Source organism: Sphingomonas sp. SP4 (assembly GCF_058313375.1).
The window spans coordinates 884,657-902,243 of sequence record NZ_JBZFLE010000001.1; the positions used below are offsets into that span (position 1 = coordinate 884,657).

Below are 17,587 nucleotides of genomic sequence, written 5' to 3' on the forward strand. Positions count from 1 at the left end.
AGCCATGCAATTCATGGACGATAGCCTGCTGCCCGAAAACCAGGATCCACTGGTGATCCAGGTTGCGCCTTACGCGCCGAGCTTCTTTCCAAGAGATTCCGACGACATTCCGCTGACGATGGCGGAGCAGGTCCAAAAGGCCGTCGATTGCTATAACGCGGGCGCCACCCTGCTACATGTCCACGTGCGCGAGCCGGACACCGGCAAGGGCTCGAAGCGCCTCGAGATGTTCAACGAGATGCTCGATCGGCTTCGCACTGCGGTGCCCAAGATGATCCTGCAGGTTGGCGGCTCGATCAGCTTCGCTCCAAAGGACGAAGGTGAGGCGGCAAAGTGGCTCAGCGATGACACGCGCCACATGCTGGCCGAGCTCAATCCGAAGCCGGATCAGGTGACGATCGCGATCAACACCAACCAGATGAACGTGATGGAACTCATCACCGACGAGGATGCCGCCGGGACCTCGATGGGCGAGCCTGATTACAAGCACGCCTACACGGAGATGTATTACGAGAGCGGCCCGGGCTTCGTGAAGGAGCACCTCAAGCGTCTCGTCGCTGCGGGCATCCAGCCGCACTTCATGATCGGGTCGATCAAGGATCTTGAGACGGTCGAGCGGATCGTCCGTCAAGGTCAATATATGGGTCCCTACGTCCTCAACTGGGTCTCCATCGGCGGCGGCCATGACGGCCCCAACCCGCGCAACCTGATGGAGTTCATCAACCGCGTTCCGCAGAACGCCGTGCTCACGGTCGAAGGCCTGATGCGCCACGTCTATCCGCTGTGCACTATGGGAATCGCCATGGGCCTCCATGTGCGCGTGGGCCAGGAAGACAATCTGTATGGCCGCCGGGGCGAGCGTGCGACTTCGGTCCAGCAGATCGAGAAGATGGTAAAGATCTCAAGCGAGCTATGGCGTCCGGTCGCGACTGCTGAGCAGGCGCGCGAGATCTACAAGATCGGCACATTCTACTCGAGCATCGATGAGACGCTCGAGAAGAACGGCTGGCTCCCTAACCGCAAGCCTGCCGCCGTCGCGAGGCGTGAAGCCGCGTGAACAAGGTCTCGGCCATTAGGCCGAACGTGACCGCTTACGCCTGGGTGGTGTTCGCGCTCACGTTCGGCTTGCTGATCTCGGATTATATGGCGAGACAGGTGCTCAGCGCCGTCTTTCCGCTGCTCAAGTTGGAATGGCAGCTGTCGGACGCTCAGCTCGGCTTCCTATCCGGTGTGGTGCCGCTGATGGTCGGCGTCCTCACCGTGCCAATCTCACTCCTGGCGGATCGCTTGGGCCGAGTCCGCAGCATCGCGATCATGGCGGTGCTGTGGAGCCTGGCGACGGTGCTCTGCGGCCTTGCCCGCACCTACGATCAGATGGTCGCGGCACGCCTCCTCGTCGGTCTCGGCGAGGCCGCTTATGGCAGCGTCGGAATCGCCGTCATCATCAGCGTCTTCCCTGAGCGCATGCGCGCGACCTTGACCGGCGCGTTCATGGCCGGCGGCCTCGTCGGACAGGTGCTCGGCGTTGCGATCGGCGGAGCAGTGGCGGCGGCCCAAGGCTGGCGCATGGCCTTCCTCGTGATCGGCGCCGCAGGACTGCTTCTTGCCGTGGCCTATCCGCTGATCGTGCGCGAATCGAGACTGTCCGAGGAGCCTCCGGAGGCTCGAAAGAGGGTAACCTTCGCCAGCCTGGGAGCACTGTTTGCCGGGCGCACGCTCAAATGCGCTTATGTCGCAAGCGGCCTGCAGCTGTTCGTCGCCGGCGCCCTGCCTGCTTGGCTGCCGACCTATTTCGTTCGTTATTATGAACTGCCGCTGCAGCGGGCGACGTCCCTTGCTGCTTTGTTCTTCGCCCTCGGCGGCGCGGGCATGATCATTTGCGGCTTTCTAAGCGACCGGCTTGTGAAGACTGCGCCGCATCGCTCTTTGCTCAGTGCATCCTTTTGCCTCGGCTGCGCACTCGCAATCACGACCGCTTTCGGTGTCGGTGCTGGGCCGACCCAACTTGTGCTCCTTGGCGTTGGCATGTTCCTCGCCGCCAGCTCCGCCGGTGCTGCCGGATCGATCGTCGCAGGCCTGACACCCGCTGCTCTGCATGGCACTGCATTCGCTGTCCTCACGCTAGCCAACAATGCACTCGGCCTCGCGCCAGGCCCGATCGTGACCGGGTGGCTCGCTGACCAAATCGGCCTCCTTGAAGCACTGCAGTGGCTCCCATTCGCAAGCATGGCCGCCGCAGCCGTGTTCCTCTTCGGTGCGCATCGCACGCACACGCAATTTGAGGCGGCCAAAGCAGCATGAAAGCCCTGACGTTGCGCAACTGGGCGGCGTTCGGAAACGTCGGCCCCGGGGCCCTTGTGTCCGTCCTGATCGCGGCGGCCGCGGGTCTGGTGGCGACGATTACAAGCGGCCCCATCATGTTGTTCGCGCTGGTCTTCGGCTTAGCACTGAACTTCATTGGCAAGAATGACCGCTGCAAGCCGGGCATACGCTTCACCAGCAGCTTTGTCCTTCGGCTCGGCGTGGCCCTGCTGGGGCTCAAGATCACGCTTGGCGAAATCGCCTCGCTCGGTTGGCCGCCCCTCTTATTGGTGCTTGCAGCGATTAGCCTTACGATCCTCGTGTCGATCGTAGCAGCCAAATGGATGGGCTTCGATCCGAAGTTCGGATTGCTATCCGGCGGAGCAACCGCGATCTGCGGCGCCTCCGCGGCCATGGCCCTGTCCGCGGCGCTTCCCAATCATCCGAAGAAGGAGCAGGCGACACTCTTCACGGTGATGGGGGTTTCGATCCTGTCGACCGTCGCGATGCTCGCTTACCCCGCTATCACGCGGATCTTCGGCTTTGATCACGTTCACGCCGGCATTTTCTTCGGCGCCACCATTCACGATGTGGCCCAGGTTGTCGGTGCCGGCTTCGCAGTTTCTCCGGAGACGGGTCAGGTAGCCACGATCGTCAAGCTAGCCCGGGTTCTGATGCTGCTCCCGGTCATACTTTCGGTGGGCCTGGTGACCCGCAATGCGAAGGTTGAAGGCGCCGAGCGGCCGCCGCTCGTGCCCTGGTTCGCCGCGCTCTTCGCCGCCTTCGCCGTGATCAACAGCCTGATCCCAGTTCCCGCGCTGATCCGCGACGGAGGCAGTGAGGCTTCGCGCTTCTGCCTTGTCGCGGCGATCGCGGCACTTGGAGTAAAGACACGCCTCCGGGACATCGCGGAGGTGGGCTGGCGGCCGGTCATCCTGATGGTTTTCGAGACAGTCTTCGTTGCTTCTATCGCACTGGTCGCGATCGGCGCACATTGGGTTTGAGGAGGGAACGGGGATGAGCTTCGGCGCAATGCAGAACTGGCCGCTTCGTGTGACGCGGCTGCTGGATCATGCCGAGCGCGAGCATTCGACGCGTGAGATTGTGTCGGCCCGAGCCGATGGCACGACTGTTCGGACGAACTGGAAGCAGGTCGGGCATGACGCGCGGCGCTTGGCGCAGGCGCTGCAGCGGTTTGGCATTCGTCCAGGCGATCGCGTTGCGACCTTGGCAATGAACCATGATCGACACCTCGTATCCTGGTTCGGCGTCGTCGGCGCGGGAGCCGTGCTGCATACGCTCAATCCGCGACTTTTCGACGACCAGCTGGAATACATCGTCAACCACGCGGAAGACCGCGTCTTGATTTACGACGCCGCCTTCGCGCCGCTCGTCGAGCGCATGAAGCCGGCCTGGAAAACGATCGAGCTTTACGTCTGCTTCGACAGCGAGTTCGACGTCTGGCTCTCACGCGAGGACGGCAACTTCACTTGGGCCGAAGGCGATGAGCGCGATCCCTGCGGGCTCTGCTACACCAGCGGCACGACCGGAGACCCCAAAGGCGTTCTCTACGAGCATCGCTCAACGGTGCTTCACGCGATGACCGTCATCGCTCCGGACGTGTTCAATGCGTCCGCTCGATCGGTCATGTTGCCGGTGGTCCCGATGTTCCACGCGAACAGCTGGTGCATTCCGTACGCGGCTGCAATCGCCGGGTTCAAGCTGGTGCTGTGCGCGGACAACCAGCCTCAGCGCCTTTGCCGGCTCTTCAACGAAGAGGGCGTCACGCACTCGGCCGGCGTGCCGACTATTTGGCTCGGAATGATCGATCATGTGGAACGAACCGGCGCTTCGCTCGGCCACCTGGAGATGGTGGTCATCGGCGGCGCTGCCGCTCCGCCTGCGACGATCCGATGGCTCCGCGATCGTGGCGTTCGGGTCAATCATCTGTGGGGCATGACCGAGCTGTCGCCAGTGGGGACGGTCGGCGTCCGCCCGCCAGAGTGGGATTCCATGAGTGATGACGATCAGATCGCCTACACTTGCAGGTCCGGGCGGGCGCTGTTCGGCGTCGAACTTCGGATCGTCGACGACGAGGGGAGGGAGCTTCCGCGAGACGGCAAGAGCTCAGGTCGTCTGCAGACGCGAGGCCTTTCGGTAGTTCGCCGTTATTTCAAGCAGGAAGAAGACTGCATTGGCGCCGAGGGCTGGTTCGACACCGGAGACATCGCCGTCATCCATCCGGACGGATCGCTTCAGATCACCGACCGCTCCAAGGATGTGATCAAGTCCGGCGGCGAGTGGATCAGCTCGATCGAGCTGGAGAACGTAGCAGTCGGCTGCGAAGGGGTGGCAGAAGCAGCCGCTATCGGCATCCCGCACCCGAAGTGGGACGAGCGGCCGCTGTTGCTGATCGTGCGCTCAAACGGGTCAAACGCCTGCGAGCAGTCGATCCGCGACCATCTGGCAACCCGCGTCCCGCGGTGGTGGCAACCGGACGCGATCGAGTTCGTCGACGAATTGCCCCACACCGCGACGGGCAAGATCTCGAAAAAGTCGCTGCGGGAGGCGTATGTGGGCTATCGTTTCGATTAGCGGGCCCCGTCCCTTTCTGTCAGCCTGCGGTTCTCAGGCTGAAATTTACCGCACTCGCGCATTCGCGACCCTCGCGGATTGCCCAGACTACCAACGACTGCCCGCGGCGCATGTCGCCGCAGGTGAAGATGCGGGGATCGGAAGTTCGATACGGCTCGACTGTTTCGACCGTGCCGCGTTCCGAGAGCTCGACGCCGGTTCGTTCGGCGATGCCCCCCGTCGCTGCGCCAGTGAAGCCCATCGCGAGCAGGACGAGATCCGCCTGGAGCTCGAGGATCGCATCCTCCCGGCGGCACTGAAGCGCGGTGACCTGGCCATTTTCGCCTAGGAAACCCGTGGTCAGGACAGAAAATTCTCGCGCTCCGCCTTCTTCCTGCGATGACGAAGTGCGCAGCTTCATTGGCCAATGCGGCCAACTCAAGCCCTTGTCTTCCTTGACCGGCGGTTGCGGGAGGATCTCGAGCTGGGTGACGGACGACGCGCCCTGGCGGTGGGCCGTTCCAATGCAGTCGGAGCCCGTATCGCCTCCGCCGATCACGATGACGTGCTTTCCTGTCGCGAGTATTGGCTCGTCTTGTTGGGGAAGTCCCGCGATCCGTCGGTTCGCCTGGGTGAGAAAATCCATTGCAAAATGAATTCCGCTAAGATCCCGTCCTGGAACATCGAGGTCGCGCGCTTGCTCTGCTCCGCCTGCGAGCACGAGCAGATGATAATCGTCGAGAAGCCGCTCGACCGGCACCGAGACGCCAACCTCCATCCCGGTCCGGAAGATTACGCCTTCCGCTTCCATCTGCGCGATGCGGCGGTCCACAAGTGCCTTGTCGAGCTTGAAGTCGGGGATGCCGTAGCGGAGCAGGCCGCCGATCTTGTCCGCCTTTTCGAAGACGGTCGGCGAGTGGCCCGCGCGCGCCAGTTGCTGCGCACAGGCTAGGCCCGCCGGGCCCGAGCCGACGATGGCGATCCTCTTTCCGGTCCCGCGAGGCGCCACCTGCGACGTAACCCAGCCTTCGCGGAAACCACGATCAACAATCTCGCATTCGATCGTTTTGATCGTGACGGGCGCATCGTCGATGTTGAGGGTACACGCAGCCTCGCATGGCGCGGGACAGACGCGTCCGGTGAACTCAGGGAAGTTGTTCGTGGCATGGAGACGGTCGAGCGCTGCGCTCCATTCTCCCCGCGCAGCAAGGTCGTTCCAGTCCGGGATGAGGTTGTTGACCGGACAGCCGGAGTGACAGAACGGCACCCCGCAATCCATGCACCGTTCGGCCTGGATCCGGACATCCCCTTCCCCGAGCGGTTCGACGACATCGAGCCAATCGCGAACTCGCTGCGAGACGTCGCGATAGCCACGATCACGGCGGTCGATGGTTAGGAACCCCGTTGGATTGACCATGTTCAGGCCGCCTTTGTTTCGGCCCGCTCGAGTTCGGCGAGAGCGCGCCGATATTCGTGAGGCATGACTTGAACGAATTGCGAGAGGGCGCGCGGCCAATCTTCCAGGAGCGCCGCGGCGCGCTTGCTGTTGGTGAGCTCCAAATGTCGCCGGACAAGCTCGAGCAGCCGCTCTCGATCTTCCACCTGCTCGATCGCAACGCTCGCTAGGTTGCACTGCTTCGGCAGCAGCGCGTCGGGATTCCAGACGTAAGCGATGCCGCCGGACATGCCTGCCGCGAAATTGCGCCCGACGCTGCCCAGAACGACGACAATGCCCCCGGTCATATATTCACAGCCGTGGTCTCCGACGCCTTCCACGACCGCAACTGCGCCGGAGTTCCTGACTGCGAAACGTTCGCCGGCAACACCCCCGAAAAAGGCTTCGCCCTCGATCGCTCCGTACAGGCACGTATTGCCGGCGATGATGTTCTCGGCTGCTTCGCGCAAAGCGTGCTCAGGAGGGCGCACGATCAAGCGGCCGCCGGAAAGACCCTTGCCGACGTAGTCGTTGGCATCGCCGACCAGCTCGAGCATCACGCCCCTCGCTAGAAATGCGCCGAAGCTCTGCCCGGCCGTTCCCGTCAGGCGCGCGCGAAAGCTGCTGTTTGGCAGTCCCGCATGCCCGAACCGGCGCGCGATCTCTCCAGACACGAGGGTCCCTATGGAACGGTCGACGTTGGTAACTTCCTGCTCGACGATCCCGTCGCCCCTTTCGAGCTGAGCGATGAGCGCTTCGTCCACCCCGGCGCTGATAGGTCTATTGCAGGGCTCGGTTGCGCGGCGCGGGCCGGCGACCTCCGGCTGATACAGAAGTCGCGCTAGGTCGACGCCCTCCGTCTTCCAATGTTCTGCCGCGTCTCGTGGTCGGAGCAGGTCGACGCGGCCGATCATCTCCTCGACGCGGCGAACACCGATCTGCGCCATGATCTCGCGCAATTCCTCGGCGACATAGAAGAAGTAGTTGATCACATGCTCAGGCTGACCGGTAAAGCGCGCACGAAGCACCGGATCCTGCGTCGCAATCCCGACTGGGCAGGTGTTCAGGTGGCACTTGCGCATCATGATGCATCCGGCCGCGATTAGAGGCGCTGTGGCGAAACCGAATTCGTCAGCGCCCAACAGAGCGGCAATGGCGACGTCTCGGCCTGTCCTGAGTCCGCCATCTGCCTGCAGGGTCACGCGGCCCCTGAGGCCGTTCAGGAGGAGCGTTTGCTGCGTTTCTGCGAGGCCGATTTCCCATGGCAGTCCGGCGTGGGCGAGCGAGGTCAGCGGTGAGGCGCCTGTGCCTCCCTCGAAGCCGGAAATCGTGATGTGGTCGGCCGTACATTTGGCGACCCCCGCGGCCACGGTTCCGACGCCTACTTCGGACACCAGCTTCACCGACACGCGCGCAGTCGGATTCACGTGCCGCAAGTCGTGGATGAGCTGCGCGAGGTCCTCGATCGAATAGATGTCGTGGTGCGGCGGCGGAGAGATCAGGCCGACACCCGGCGTCGAGTGACGAACGGCGGCGATTTCCGTATCGACCTTGTGCCCAGGAAGCTGACCACCCTCGCCAGGCTTCGCACCCTGCGCGATCTTGATCTGCAATTCGTCCGCATTGACGAGATATTCCGTCGTCACGCCGAAACGGCCGGAAGCGATTTGCTTGATTGCCGAGCGCAGCGAAATCCCGTCGCGCCCCGGCTGAAAACGGTCGGGTTCCTCGCCGCCTTCGCCAGTGTTCGATCGCCCTCCGATCTGGTTCATCGCTGCAGCCAAGGTCGTGTGTGCTTCTCGGCTGATCGAACCGAAGCTCATGGCGCCCGTCGCGAAGCGGCGCACGATCTCTGCCGCAGGCTCTACGTCCTCCAGCGGCACAGGCGCCTCGGCGACACGCAGATCGAGCAATCCGCGGATCGTCAGCAACCGGTCTCGCGAATTGATCTCCTCGGCGAAGGCCCGATACTTTTGCGGCAGATTGCCGCGAACGCTGTGCTGCAAGTTGGCAATGCTTTCGGGCGACCAGGCGTGGGATTCGCCGCCCGTGCGATACGCCCATTGACCGCCGACATTCAGCTGGTCCGAAGCGGTGGAATAGGCCAGGCGGTGACGCTTCGCGCACTCCTCCGCCAGTTCAGAGAGTCCGATGCCTTCGATGCTGCTGGACGTGCCGAAGAAGTAGCGGTCGACCAGAGAGGAGGACAGTCCGATCGAGTCGAAGATCTGCGCCCCGCAATATGATTGGAAGGTGGAGATGCCCATCTTGGACATCACCTTCAGCAGCCCCTTGGTGAGCGCCTTTACGTAATTCGTCCTCGAATCCGGAAGGTCGGGAGCAAGCGCTTCGATCGTGTCAAACGCGAGCCACGGATTGATCGCCTCAGCCCCGAAACCAGCGAGCACGCACATGTGGTGCACCTCGCGCGCTTCACCGGTTTCCACGACCAGGCCGGTCTGCATCCGAAGGCCTTGGCGTATCAGCTGGTGATGAACCGCGCCGACAGCAAGCGCAGCCGGAATGGGGATGCGCCCGTTCGAAACGGCTCGGTCGGACAGGATCAGGACGTTGACGTCGGCAAGCACCGCCTCCGTCGCTTCCCAGCACAGCCGCTGTAGTGCAGCCTCGAGCGATTGCGCATCGCCGCCGCTCGGCCACGTGGCATCGAGCGTGACGGTCTTGAACGCTCCGTCCAGCAGGTCGCTGATCGACCGGATCTTCTCGACGTCCTCGTTGGTGAGGATCGGCTGCGACGCCTCCAGCCGCTTGTGGGTGCCCGCGTGACGATCGAGCAGATTCGGCCTTGGACCGATCATCGACACAAGGCTCATCACAAGGCTCTCGCGGATCGGATCGATCGGCGGGTTCGTGACCTGCGCGAAGTTCTGCTTGAAGTAGTCGTACAGCAGCCGCGGACGCTCGGAGAGAACCGCGATCGGCGTGTCCATTCCCATCGATCCGATCGGATCGTCGCCGTCGCTCGCCATCGGTGAGAGGAAGAATTTCAGGTCTTCTTCGGTGTAGCCAAAGGCTTGCTGGAGCTTCGGCAGCTCATCAGGCTCGAGACGTTGCGGATCTGCTGAGCCCGCCGGCAGGTTCCTGAGATTAAACTGCGTCTCGCGAAGCCAATCGGCATATGGCTCCGCATTCGCGAGCTCACCCTTCACCTCCTCGTCATCGACGATGCGGCCGAGCTCTAGATCGATAAGCAGCATCTTGCCCGGTTGGAGACGCCACTTCTTGACGATCTTCTCTTCGGGAATGGGAAGGACGCCTGACTCAGACGCCATCACGACAAGATCGTCGTCGGTAATGCAGTAGCGCGCTGGTCTGAGCCCATTACGATCGAGCGTCGCACCAATTTGCCGTCCATCGGTGAACGCGATCGCGGCCGGCCCGTCCCAAGGCTCCATCAGTGCAGCGTGATATTCGTAGAAAGCACGCCGCGCCGCATCCATCTCGACGTTGCCGGCCCAAGCTTCTGGGATCAGCAACATCATCGCGTGCGCCAGCGGATACCCGCCGGCAATGAGCAGCTCGAGCGCATTGTCGAGGCATGCCGTGTCCGACTGACCGTAAGGAATGATCGGCCACATCTTGTCGAGATCCGCACCGATCAGCGGCGATTCCAGCGTGCGGCGGCGAGCGTTCAGCCAATTCACATTGCCGCGAACCGTGTTGATCTCGCCGTTATGTGCGATGAATCGGTACGGGTGCGCTAGCCGCCAGCTCGGGAAGGTGTTGGTCGAAAAGCGCTGGTGAACCATCGCCAACGCCGAAGTGGTCAATGGATTGGTTAGATCCGAATAGAAGCTGCCCAGCTGATGCGGCAGGAGCATGCCTTTGTAGACGAGCGTGCGGCTCGAAAACGACGGAATGTAGAAGGCGGTGAGGCCGGGAAGCTGTTTTTTCTCCGCCAGCTTTTCGAGCGGGTTTTGAGTCTGCTTGCGGATGGTGAGAAGCTTGCGCTCGAACGCATCCTGATCGCGGACATTCGGAGCGCGCCCGACGATGGCCTGGCGGACGACGGGCGCTGAATCGACGACTGCGGCGCCGAGACCGGAAACGTCCACTGGAACGTCGCGCCAGCCGATGAACTGCTGTCCCTCAATGCGCACGAAATGTTCGAGCCGGTCCTGGGCAGCTGCGCGGCTCTCTGCATCTCGCGGCAGGAAGCACATTGCGACCGCGTAGTTACCAGGCGCCGGTAAAGTGATCCTCTGCTCGTCGGCCCAGCTACGGATTAGCGCATCTGGAATCTGGATCAGGCATCCGGCGCCATCGCCGACCGTCGGATCCGCCCCGACTCCCCCTCGGTGATCGAGGTTTGAAAGGATTTGCAGGCCCTTGGCGATGATGTCGTTGGACCGAGCGCCCTTAACGTGGGCGACGAAGCCCATGCCGCAGCTGTCACGTTCGTGACGTGGATCGTAGAGACCCTGCCGGGCCGGGCTCGTCATCAGCGGCACCCCGATTCTTTGTTGCGGTGCAACAAAACTGCTGTGTTCTCAGCTTGTGTGCAAGTGCAAAATCGGGGTTGTCGAGGAAGTCGTCACGCCAGAGTAACGTACTGCCGTCGATCTCGCGTCAGACGACCGCGTTCCTGGCGATGACCTCTTTGTACCAAGCGGCACTCAGCTTAGGAATGCGCTTCTGCGTTTTGAAATCCACGTAGTGGATGCCGAAGCGCTTGCTGTAGCCGTCGGCCCATTCGAAATTGTCCATGAGGCTCCAGAGGAAATAGCCTTTGAGCGGATAGCCTTCCGCCGTCGCGCGCTGCAGCTGCGTGATGTAGTTCCGCAAGTACATGACGCGATCTGCGTCATCGATCCGCCCGTTTTGGACTGGGTCGTCGGCGGACGCGCCATTTTCCGAGATGTAGAGCACGCTCGGCTTCCACAATTCGCTGACTTGCCGGATGCCCCAGTAAGCGACTTCCGGCCCGACGATGAGCCATGGCGAGGCCATGCGCGGCGAAGACCCGATGTGAGGGATCGTCGCATAGCCCTTCGGCGAATTGTCGGCGCGGACCCACTCGGGCGTGTAGATATTGAGAGCCACAAAATCGAGCGGACTGCCGATCGCCGCCATGTCGCCGGCCTTCACCTTAGGTGCGTTGGCGCCTTCCTGCGTCAGATATTCGTCGATGTAGCGGCCTTCCATGATCGCGGTGAGGAACATCGCGTTCATCTCCCGCGTCGCTTTCTTCGCAGCCGCGATATGCTCTGGCGTTTCGATCACCGGCACATAGAAGGTGGTATTGTCGGCGATACCCACTTTGGTGCCCGGCTTCGCGTGAGCGCGGATCGCCTGAACAGCGAGGCCATGCGCGAGCGTGCCGTGGTGTCGAACTTGGTTCACCTCCGCGGGCGGCAGCTTCAGGCCCGGCGCATGGATTCCGACCTGGTGGCCGAGATCGGTGAAGCAGCGCAGCTCGTTGACCGTCATGATGTTCTTCACGCGGTCGGACAGCTGCCCCGCCATGTAGCCGGCGTACTCGGCGAAAGCGTATGACGTATCGCGGTTCTGCCAACCCCCAGGAAGCGCGGTCGGCAGGTCCCAGTGGAACATCGTGATGTAGGGCTGGATGCCGTTCTCGAGCAGGTTGTCGACGACGCGATTGTAATGGTCGACACCCTTGGGGTTCGGCTTTCCGCGCCCTTCGGGAAATATCCGCGACCAGGCGAGCGACATCCGATAAGTGCGCACGCCAAGGTTCTTCAGCAGCTGCGTGTCTTCGGCATAGCGGTGATAGCTGTCGTCCGCGACGTCGCCGGTATCGCCATTGAACGTCTTTCCCGGCGTGTGTGAAAAAACGTCCCAGTTCGTGGGACCGCGGCCGTCTTCCTTGACCGCGCCTTCGATCTGATATGCGGCGGTCGCGCAGCCCCACAGGAAGCCTTGCGGGAAAGCTAGGTTCTTCCGCTCGACGGCAGCGGCCGCACTCGACCGCGCAACCGCGGCGATCGCACCAGCGCTTCCCAGCGCCTTCCCAAAATCACGCCGATTGAACTTTCCCCCCACGTGCGCCTCCTGCATAGCTCGCAACTCTATTTCGGGAGCATTTGCAGCACGTCTTCAACGATTATGCCATGGCCTATCGTCCGGATTAGCCCTGATGTTGGGATTTCCGCTTGGGGAACTGTCCCTGAAAATGAGCCTAGGCGACGCCATCAATGAAGCGTTCCAGATGCGCCCACGCCTGATCGTCCGGCATTTGTCGGGGGGGGTGCTTGCAGAACGCCGACGCAGCGGCGTGGATCGGGCCGGCTAGGCCGCGATCCTTGGCGACCCGTGCACAGCGGATGAGGTCGATCGCGACGCCCGCGCTATTAGGCGAGTCCTCCACCGACAGACGCAGCTCGATGTTCATCGGCACGCCGCCGAACAGCTGGCCCTCCATACGCAGGAAGCAGATCTTGTTGTCGTTCTGCCAGGCCACATAGTCGCTCGGTCCGACGTGGATGTTCTCGGGATCGAGCCGGTGCTCGGCGACGGATTGAACGGCTTCGGTCTTGCTGATCTTCTTCGACGCCAGTCGCGAGCGCTCGAGCATGTTTAGGAAGTCGGTGTTTCCGCCGGTGTTCAGCTGATACGTACGGTCGAGCTTCACGCCGCGCTTCTTGAAAAGGTCGGTGAGTACCCGGTGGACGATGGTCGCCCCGAGCTGGGCCTTGATGTCGTCGCCAATGATCGGCACGCCTGCTTCCTCGAACCGCCTGGCCCATGTTTCGTCGCTGCCGATGAAGACGGGCATGCAATTGACGAACGCCACCCGCGCTTCGAGCGCGCATTCGGCGTAGAATTCCGTAGCTTCCTGCGAGCCAACGGGAAGGTAGTTCACCATCACGTCGGTGTTCGTGTCGCGCAGAACCTGGACGACCTCGTCCTTAGTCGGCTCGGTCTCGCCGTCCGCAAGCAGGAATGTCCGATCATCGTCGAAATCGACCATATGCGCGGCGATGCCGTCCAGCACCGCGCCCATGCGCACCTTCGTGCCAGTGTCCTGAACATGATCGCAGAAGACCGCGGTGCAGTTCGGCTTCGCGAAGATCGCCTCCGAAACGTCACGGCCGACCTTGCGTCGGTCGATGTCCCAGGCAGCAACGATCTTGAGGTCCTTGGGACGATACCCGCCCAGGTTCCAGTGCGAGAGACCGATCTGCTCGTTCGCGCCGCCGTTGGAATAATGTGCGATCCCCTGAACCAGCGAACTCGCGCAATTGCCGACGCCGACTATGGCAACGTTGATGTCTGTGCGCTTGGGATCGTGAAGGCTCATTCGGCGGCGACTCTCAGTGAGGACCGGGGCGCGTAACGCTCGATCATGCGCCCGCAGAAATCGGCGAACATCGCCGGATCTCGCGGCGGGCTGGTGTGGTGCGGCTGGATGCCGAGGTGGTCAGGCGTGAAGCAGAAAGTGACGGTGGTATTGAACGGCTCAAGCGCTTCCATCTGCTGGTCGAACCAATCCTCCCAGCCTTCGCGATAGCTGTCCCACCAAGACAGGCCGGTGCGCAGGTGCGTGACCCCGAGGTCCTTCAGCCAGCGCACTGCGTCGTCGAGCCGGTGATCATGCCAGTGGAACCACTGCATGATGCCCATCTCGGGCGTGTATTTGCGGAATTCTTCGAGCCCGAGTTTGGGCGTGCCGTCCTCCTTAATCAGGCCCATGTAGAAGTGGCGGTAGTAGGAAGAGCCTTCGGCCTCCTTGTGCCGCGTCGTCGCTTCCCACGTGCGCGGCAGGTCGAACAACGAATACCAGAACACGCGCGGCACTCGGCCGAGCAGCAACTCAGCGGTCCGGTTGACACCGAGCTGCTGCACTTCCTCGGCGCCGAAGCTGCCGACGCCGACCTCGGTCACCCACAGCTCCTTGCCGGGGATCACCGCTTCGATATCCGCGATGCGCTGGGGCCATTCGCTGATAGGCCAAAGGTTCCAGTCGAGCGGAAAGCCGTGCAGCGCGACGACATCGACGGCATCGATGACGCCGTTGTTCTTCATCCGCTCTACCCAAAAGGGGTCGATCGGCGACATGCCGCCAAGCACGCGCTTCACATCGGGATTGGCGGCATGAATGGCGTCGGATGCCTGGATCGCCATGTCGGCGAACATTGACCATTCAGGGTCGATCTCCGGATCCCAGTGCGACTTGTTGTTGGGCTCGTTCCAGATCATCGCCGCTTCGATCATGAGCGCGGCTCCCTGGCCGGATAGACGACCGCCGGTCCGTGCTTTGCAAATGGCCGATCAGCTATGCTGCAAAGGTAGACTTCCTCTTCGATCTGCTGGTCGATGGCGAAGCCGGCCGAACGAAGCATGGCCTCGGTGCAGGCGCGGTTCGGCACCCACCAGTTGGTCCAGTCGCCTGAATAGCAATTCTCGACAAAGTGCAGCTTGGGATAGCCGCTCTCGAAGAACAGATCGCTCTCCTTGAATTCATAATCATGCTCCAGCGGAAGGACGTTTTTCGAGCCTCGCTGCATCGATTGGAACAGCAGCATGTCGCCCGCAACATGTTCGCGAATGAGGTCGAGCGCGAGGAGAGGATGACGCAGGTGGTAGAGCACCCCCATGAAGATCACGAGGTCGAAACGCTCGCCGATCGCACCCACGTCGTAGACGTCCAGCTTCGCAAATTCGATGTCCTCAAAGCCCAAGGTCTCGCTCGCGAGCTGCGCCTGAGCGAGATAGCGGTCGTCGCTGTCGATCCCGAGGACGCGCTCGGCTCCGCGGCGCTTCATCTCGATTGAATAGAAGCCGGCGTTGCAGCCGATATCGAGCACGCTCTTGCCCGAAAGATCCGCAGGCAGGTGCGGTGCGAAACGCCGGAACTTCGCGCCAGGATAATCCCCGAGGAAATGATCCGGCGCGGTCCAGACGCCATCCAGATCGATGTTGTGGAACCACGGTCCGAGCGCTGCGATGCGGCCCTCTAGGTCGTCACGGGGCACCGCCCGCAGCTTTGCTTCTGCTGCGCTCATCTGCCGATCGGTTCGGGCTGGGAATGAAAGATCATATGATGCGCGGAACAGTTGTGAAGCTTTGTTGTTCCATAAACTAGGACCCAAACAACAGTAATATTCGGCAAAACAACAGTAAAACCGAGCGTAATACTAACATATGATAGCGTTGATGAAGAAGAAGATGCTGTGAGCGTCGACGAAATCCACGATGTTCCGGACTTTCATTGGATCACCGAGCATATTGCCGTGGGAGCCTGCTTCCCGATGGAGCAGGCCGCGTCTCTGGCGCAGCAGCATGGAATTGCTGCCGTCGTCGACCTTCGCGAAGAGGATCGCGACGAAGAGCGCGCTTTGCGTGAAGCCGGCATTGAGATGCTTCACCTCCCGACTCCCGATCTCGAGCCGGCGAGCGCGGCGATGCTCGACGAGGGAGTGGCATTTGTTTCGGAGCGCGTTCGCCGAGGCGAGAAGGTGCTGATCCATTGCCAGCACGGGATCGGGCGCTCACCTCTTTTGGCGCTGTGCGCGATGGTTGACCAGGGATGGGATCCGCTCGATGCATTGCTTCGAGCGAAGGATGCGAGAGAAGCTGTGTCGCCGAGCCGGTCGCAATATGAGGGCTGGGCCGCCTGGCTGGCGGCGCGTGGCGTTGCGGCACCGGACTATCACGCGTTCGGCTGCGTCGCTTACCGCCATCTTGAGAACGGCTGAGCGTGCTCGTCTATGGCGACCGTGTTGAGACGGTAGATCCAGGGAAACGGCTGGCCGCTCTAAGCGAACAGCTGGTGCGCGTTGCTGCGATGCAAGCCGGTCTTGTTCGCCATGCAAAGCTCGTCGGTGCGCTCATCGAGGGCGGCCAATTGCTGCAGGGCGTCGCTGATGCGGGTGTACCAGCGGGTGCGATGAGCGGCTTCCTTTATGCGCTCGCCGAGGCCGTCCTGCGCTCATGGGAAAGCGATTATGCCGAGATCGGCAGTCTGCCTCTGGTGCCCTCGGACAGCTTTCCTGGTGAGGTGAACATCCGCGAGCCCGAAGGCTTCGCATTCTACGCGGTCTATCCGGAGGCCTACATCGAAGCGGCTCGCAAGCTTCATTTGTCCGGTCCACCGCGCGTGATCGGAATCCGGAGTATCGGAACGACGCTTGGAGCGATCGTAGCCGCCGCGTTGGATGCGCCCTTACCACTGACGGTTCGTCCCTTCGGAGACCCTTTCGACCGGAAAGTGGAACTGCCTCAGGCGGTCGAATCAGGTGCTCATTACGTGATTGTGGACGAGGGTCCGGGACTCTCGGGAAGCTCGTTCGGAGCGGTGGCCGATGCGCTGGAGGCCCGGGGAGTACCGCTCGATCGGATTGCATTTCTCCCCAGCCACGATGGCGATCTCGGCCCCAAGGCGAGCGCAGCGCATCGTCGCCGTTGGGGGCGGGCGCAGCGACTTGCTGCACAGCTCGACGCGAGCTTCTTGCGCAAGCGCTTCAGTCCACTTGAGGAATTTTCGACCGGATCTCCAGGCGAACGCCCGAAATTCCTTGGTAAGATCGAAGGCGAACCCGTTCTGATCGAATTCGCCGGACTTGGAGCCATCGGCGAGCGCAAGCTTGCGATGGCGCGCGCGCTTCACAGTGCCGGCTTCGTCTCCGAGCCGGTCGACCTGGTTCACGGCTTTCTCGTTGAGCGCTGGTGCAATGATGCGCGCGGGCTCGCGCCGGACGCAAAGCCGATGGATGAAATATCGACGTATCTTGGCGCCCGCGCGCGGTTGTTTCCTGCAAGCGCTCGCGATGGGGCCGACCTTCGCCTGTTGCTAGAGATGTGCGCGCGTAACCTGTCGCTGGCTTTTGGTGAGGAGGCATCAGCCGCGCTCGACGCCTGGAAACCCAAGCTTGATGCACTCTCACGCCGCATTGTTCGCGTTCGCACCGACAATCGTCTGGACCGCCAGGAATGGCTTCGCCTGCCCGATGGCCCGTTGCTGAAGAGCGACGCGCTCGATCACCATTGCGCTCACGACCTGATCGGTTGCCAGGACATCGCTTGGGACGTCTCGGGTGCCGTCGTCGAGTTCGAGCTGACGACACTGGAAACCGAGCGGCTGGCCGAAGCAACCGAGCATGCCGCCGGCCGCCAGATCGATCGTGAACTGCTCGACTTCTATCGCATCGCTTACTGCTGCTTTCGCCTTGGCGAGGCCAAGCTCGCTGCAAATGAAAGTCGCGTGCTTCGGTACAAAACAGCATTACTCCCCCTGCTGAACAATGATTACTGCTGTTCTACTCGGCAGGAATCCTCGGTTGATTGATATAT

12 protein-coding genes are annotated in these 17,587 nt (G+C 62.1%); 6 read left to right on the forward strand and 6 right to left on the reverse strand.

Translation table 11 applies throughout. The features are described from left to right. Window positions 1-4 precede the first annotated feature (4 nt). From AC4GYV_RS04405 to AC4GYV_RS04420, 4 genes are read left to right on the forward strand one after another with little or no spacing between them, the layout of a single operon-like run. Window positions 5-1,057 carry a beta-keto acid cleavage family enzyme gene (locus AC4GYV_RS04405; protein ID WP_491099445.1) on the forward strand — a complete coding sequence of 351 codons (1,053 nt, stop codon included), beginning with the start codon at window positions 5-7 and terminating at the stop codon, window positions 1,055-1,057. Next, the gene (locus tag AC4GYV_RS04410) at window positions 1,054-2,301 is read left to right on the forward strand and encodes an MFS transporter (RefSeq protein WP_491099446.1); all 1,248 of its coding nucleotides are present in this window, start codon (window positions 1,054-1,056) and stop codon (window positions 2,299-2,301) included. Before AC4GYV_RS04405 ends, AC4GYV_RS04410 begins: the two co-directional genes overlap by 4 nt. After that, window positions 2,298-3,305 (forward strand): YeiH family protein, encoded by a 1,008-nt coding sequence (locus tag AC4GYV_RS04415; protein ID WP_491099447.1) that lies wholly within the window; start codon window positions 2,298-2,300, stop codon window positions 3,303-3,305. The genes AC4GYV_RS04410 and AC4GYV_RS04415 overlap by 4 nt, the downstream gene beginning before the upstream one ends. Before the next feature lie 13 nt (window positions 3,306-3,318). Further along, a complete protein-coding gene (locus AC4GYV_RS04420; protein WP_491099448.1) occupies window positions 3,319-4,896 on the forward strand; it encodes a long-chain fatty acid--CoA ligase in 1,578 nt (525 codons plus the stop codon). Between the two features lie 19 nt (window positions 4,897-4,915). On the opposite strand, the gene AC4GYV_RS04425 is transcribed toward AC4GYV_RS04420, so the two are convergent. From AC4GYV_RS04425 to AC4GYV_RS04450, 6 genes are all read right to left on the reverse strand, one after another. Further along, on the reverse strand, window positions 4,916-6,292 hold the full coding sequence (locus AC4GYV_RS04425) for a glutamate synthase subunit beta (RefSeq protein WP_491099449.1): 1,377 nt from the start codon (window positions 6,290-6,292) through the stop codon (window positions 4,916-4,918). A 2-nt stretch (window positions 6,293-6,294) separates the two neighbouring features. Beyond that, complete coding sequence (gene gltB / locus AC4GYV_RS04430) at window positions 6,295-10,773, reverse strand: glutamate synthase large subunit (RefSeq protein ID WP_491099450.1); 4,479 nt, start codon at window positions 10,771-10,773, stop codon at window positions 6,295-6,297. A 127-nt stretch (window positions 10,774-10,900) separates the two neighbouring features. After that, window positions 10,901-12,352: a GH1 family beta-glucosidase gene (locus AC4GYV_RS04435; protein ID WP_491099451.1), complete on the reverse strand. Its 1,452-nt coding sequence runs from the start codon at window positions 12,350-12,352 to the stop codon at window positions 10,901-10,903. Window positions 12,353-12,473: 121 nt separating this feature from the next. Continuing rightward, window positions 12,474-13,595 carry an inositol-3-phosphate synthase gene (locus AC4GYV_RS04440; protein ID WP_491099452.1) on the reverse strand — a complete coding sequence of 374 codons (1,122 nt, stop codon included), beginning with the start codon at window positions 13,593-13,595 and terminating at the stop codon, window positions 12,474-12,476. After that, entirely contained in the window at window positions 13,592-14,509 is a 918-nt protein-coding gene (locus tag AC4GYV_RS04445) for a beta-xylosidase (RefSeq protein WP_491099453.1), read from the reverse strand. The genes AC4GYV_RS04440 and AC4GYV_RS04445 overlap by 4 nt, the downstream gene beginning before the upstream one ends. Beyond that, window positions 14,506-15,300 carry a TIGR04290 family methyltransferase gene (locus tag AC4GYV_RS04450; RefSeq protein ID WP_491099454.1) on the reverse strand — a complete coding sequence of 265 codons (795 nt, stop codon included), beginning with the start codon at window positions 15,298-15,300 and terminating at the stop codon, window positions 14,506-14,508. The genes AC4GYV_RS04445 and AC4GYV_RS04450 overlap by 4 nt, the downstream gene beginning before the upstream one ends. A gap of 168 nt (window positions 15,301-15,468) precedes the next feature. On the opposite strand from AC4GYV_RS04450, the gene AC4GYV_RS04455 reads away from it, so the two are divergent. Together AC4GYV_RS04455 and AC4GYV_RS04460 are read left to right on the forward strand one after the other, a co-directional pair. Continuing rightward, the gene (locus tag AC4GYV_RS04455; protein ID WP_491099455.1) at window positions 15,469-15,993 is read left to right on the forward strand and encodes a protein-tyrosine phosphatase family protein; all 525 of its coding nucleotides are present in this window, start codon (window positions 15,469-15,471) and stop codon (window positions 15,991-15,993) included. A 2-nt stretch (window positions 15,994-15,995) separates the two neighbouring features. Beyond that, window positions 15,996-17,582, forward strand: a complete 1,587-nt coding sequence (locus AC4GYV_RS04460) for a hypothetical protein (protein WP_491099456.1) — start codon at window positions 15,996-15,998, stop codon at window positions 17,580-17,582. The last annotated feature ends 5 nt before the right edge of the window (window positions 17,583-17,587 follow it).